The 3646-nt window shown below is 54.0% G+C and carries 3 protein-coding genes; all 3 read right to left on the bottom strand.

Annotated elements, in window-relative coordinates:
* Positions 1-152: 152 nt before the first annotated feature.
* The 3 genes from ALO_RS16650 to ALO_RS16640 all read right to left on the bottom strand — a co-directional run bounded on the left by ALO_RS16650 (position 153) and on the right by ALO_RS16640 (position 3531).
* Positions 153-1241 carry a LysM peptidoglycan-binding domain-containing protein gene (locus tag ALO_RS16650; RefSeq protein ID WP_004098287.1) on the bottom strand — a complete coding sequence of 363 codons (1089 nt, stop codon included), beginning with the start codon at positions 1239-1241 and terminating at the stop codon, positions 153-155.
* A 151-nt stretch (positions 1242-1392) separates the two neighbouring features.
* Positions 1393-2544 carry a glycerate kinase gene (locus tag ALO_RS16645; RefSeq protein ID WP_004098286.1) on the bottom strand — a complete coding sequence of 384 codons (1152 nt, stop codon included), beginning with the start codon at positions 2542-2544 and terminating at the stop codon, positions 1393-1395.
* Positions 2545-2724: 180 nt separating this feature from the next.
* Positions 2725-3531 carry a Cof-type HAD-IIB family hydrolase gene (locus ALO_RS16640; RefSeq protein WP_004098284.1) on the bottom strand — a complete coding sequence of 269 codons (807 nt, stop codon included), beginning with the start codon at positions 3529-3531 and terminating at the stop codon, positions 2725-2727.
* Positions 3532-3646 lie beyond the last annotated feature (115 nt).

The raw sequence follows: 3646 nt of genomic DNA, 5'->3' as shown, positions 1-3646 counted from the left end.
GTATAAATAGTTTGATGATCGATTGTTAACCAATTTTATTTCGTGGTTAACGATCAAAATAAAAAAGAATTGTTAACGTGTCAATTGATTGTCGTTAACAATTCTACTATACGCCATATTTTTTTCGTTGTAAATAGTAAAATGCATTATTGCTAGAAAGGCAAAATGAGGACATCCCCTATGACGACCTGATATGGATCGCTCAGTTGGTTGGCTTCAGCCAAAGCAGAGGCCAGGGCCATACTCCCTCCGGTCTGCCGGGCGATTATGCTCAGGGTGTCGCCTTCTTTCACTGTATAGCGATGGGTCACCTTGACATTCTGCATGGTTACGCTGCTGACGCCATTAATCTCACTAACCGTTTTTTCCAAATGGTAGCGGACATAAAACGTGGGCACTTCTCCTGATAGGCTGACGGCATTGCCGTTCACAGAAATCTCAATGGGCAGAACCCGAAGCAGATCGTCCTGACTCAACACACCCCGCACGGTTTGAGTTGCCAGCCGGGCCTTGGTCGGAGCCATGGCATCAATCAGGGTTGCGCTTTTGGGCGGTTCGACTGGGTGGACGGAAGCCACTGCCAAGAGCGATGGACGTTCAGCCTGACCCGAGGGGATTGTTTTCGCCGGGCCTGAAGTTACATCTGGAGCCGGAGCTTTAGCCACCACCTCGGTTTGAGCCGAAGACGCTGTTGCAATCTGGTCTGATGCCGCAGCCTCAGGCTGGGCTGACAGCTGCTCAACCGAAGAATTATCCGTTCCCTGCAGGGTCCGCGCAGCAATAACTTGATGATCGGCAACTGCCTGCCAGGTTAGGGGACGCCCCAGATACCACCAGCAACCGGCAAGGAATAAGCTGATCAGACCTATGACGCCAGCCGGATAAAGCAGACGGCGCAGTCCTTTTCTGCCGTTGAGACGCTGCTCGCAATCCGCCAATGCCTGCTGATACAGTCGGTTGCCCGGGTCCAGTTCCAGCGTCCAGCGCCACAAGGCTGCCGCTTCTTGCACCTGCCCGCGACGGGAATATAGTTTAGCCAGCAGATCGACTGCGCCCACTGGCACTCGTTTTTTAGTCAGAAGAGGCAGCAGGAGCTGCTCCGCCTGACGGGAGTGTCCATCGCGGGCCAAACGGGAGGCTTCTACGATTGTGCGTAAGTCCTCTGCCGCAGGCAAGGGCGGCGTCGATTGTTTGCCATTGTTGTTTTTCTGCCTGTCATCGCTTTGTCGCGTAGAATTCAAATATTACACCTGCCTGTTATTCGGATAACCATCTGACAATTTATATGGAAATTCGCCAAAATAAAACCAATTTCCTGCATATGAAATCCAAAACCTTTATTGCCAAAGACCAAAAAGCCCTTACAGGGCTTTTTGGTCTTTTTAAGGGCTGTCAGTCTTTTATCCTTGTCATGCCGCCTAGCCGGATCAGCCGGCACAATCGGGCTGCAGCCGCCTCGATCAGATCCGGGCCGTTTTCCAGACAGTTTTCCAGGGACATAGGTCCGGGCACGATACTCATCACAGCATCGATTCCCTGAGTCAATACATCTTCCGCCCCGTTGCCGAGGCCGCCTGACAGACAGACCACCGGCACCTGAAACTCCTTGGCAATCTTAGCCACACCGACCGGGGCTTTACCATAAGCTGTCTGGAAATCCGTCCGGCCTTCCCCGGTGATAACCAGATTGGCGCCCTCTACCAAGCTCCTATATCCTACCGTATCCAGCACTATCTCAACCCCCGGGCGCAGCTGCGCGCCGGTAAAGAACAGCAGCCCGGCCCCCAGGCCGCCTGCAGCGCCGGCTCCGGGCAATTCAGCCACATCCCTGCCGGTGGTCCGGCTGGCAATTGTGGCGAAATGATCCAACGCAGCATCCAACTCCTCCACCATCGCCGGCGTAGCCCCTTTTTGGGGCCCATAAACAGCCGAAGCGCCGCGAGATCCGCACAGGGGATTATCCACATCGCAAGCAACCAGAATAGTGGTGCTGGCCAGCCGCGAATCCAAGCCACTCACGTCAATCTTACTCAAATTGGCCAGAGCCGCACCTCCGGCCGGCAGTTCCCGGCCGGAGGCATCATAAAATACCGCTCCCAGGGCTTTGGCCATACCGGTTCCCCCGTCATTGGTAGCACTGCCGCCAATGCCGATAATGATTTTTTTTATGCCCTGATCCAACACCGCCTTAATCAGCTGCCCAGTGCCATAGGTCGTAGTGATGCGAGGGTCCCGTTTATGGAAAGGCACCAAAGGCAGGCCGGAGGCAGCCGCCATCTCAATCACCGCCGTCTCTCCGTCTTCCAGAATGCCAAAATGAGCCTCCACCGGTTCCCCCAGCGGTCCCACCACCTGCCGCCGCACCGTATGCCCCCCGGCCGCGGCTACCAGTGCCTCAACCGTGCCTTCACCGCCATCGGCGATAGGCAGTTTGATGACCGCCGCATCGGCAAACACCTTCTTGATGCCCCGCTCCATAGCGTCAGCCACCCCCAGAGCCGACACGCTGCCTTTATAGGAATCAGGCGCAACTATAATCCTCACTCATTCATCCCCCCTATCATTTCAAATTCATCTTCAGCCTTGAATCAGGAACCATTCAAAAAGGTTCAGATGCTAGGTAAGAGCAACGCCTGCGTTGCCGTACTGAAGGATTTAAGTGACTTTTCGGCTTATGAGAAGACATCCGCTACTACCTATCTCCCGAAAAGTCACTGCGTCTTTTCAACGGTTCTCTTGCAATATGTACCGTTCAATCGCCTCCGCCACTCCATCAGCGTCATTGGCAGCGGTGACGGCGTCAGCCTTGCTTTTCACCAGATCCATGGCATTGCCCATGGCTACGCCCCAGCCGGCAAACTCAATCATATCCAGGTCATTCTGTGAATCGCCGATGGCCATGACCTCCCGCCGGTCAACCCCCAGTTTTTGCGCCAGATAGCTTAAAGCAATGCCTTTATTCACCGCCGGGTGGGTCATTTCCAGATAAGTCGGCTTGGAAACCGCCGCATAGAGCCGGCCACCGAAATGCTGCTTCACAACCCGATATTGTTCCCGAATTTCCTCCGGCCGGGCCAAAGCCAGCATCTTAGTAGGAGGCAGGGCCTCTGTATAGAAAGACTCTCCCAGAGGTACGGCCTTAACCTTGGCCGACGCTTCGTAGGCTCTGGCCTGATCATTGACTTCTCTCACATACAGGACATCGTCCACGTAAGATTGGATATACCAGTCCCTGGCCCGGAACAGTTCCATGATTTCAGCGGCCAGTTCCCGTTCAATGGTCCGGTGGTACAGAACTTCACCGGACAGGCAGGCCTTTATCAAGGCGCCGTTATAAGTAATCAGCGGCACATCCAGGTTTAACTGCCGGGCATAGGGCAGGGCCGAAGCATACATTCTACCGGTGGCAACGGTCACGGTCACGCCTTGGGCCATGGCTTGCCGGATAGCCTCCACGGCGCGGGGAGACACTTTCGTCTGATGGTCCAGCAGTGTATCGTCAAGATCAATTGCTACAAGTCGAATCGGCATATTACGTTCTCCTTTTATGTATGATGCTCTTGCGTGTTTATTCTCATTATTGGTATGGTTCTTCACATTATGCAACTGACCCTGCTATGACAAGAAAAAAGTCTGTTTTGCATAC

Source organism: Acetonema longum DSM 6540, from assembly GCF_000219125.1.
GTDB classification, from domain to species: Bacteria; Bacillota; Negativicutes; order Sporomusales; family Acetonemataceae; genus Acetonema; species Acetonema longum.
Note: the sequence above shows the minus strand (reverse complement) of the source record. Positions and strands in the feature narration are given on the sequence as shown.

Coding starts and splice junctions, on each gene's coding strand:
- ALO_RS16640 (WP_004098284.1), bottom strand. CDS start 3,531: ATGCCGATTCGACTTGTAGCAATTGATCTTGACGATACACTGCTGGAC.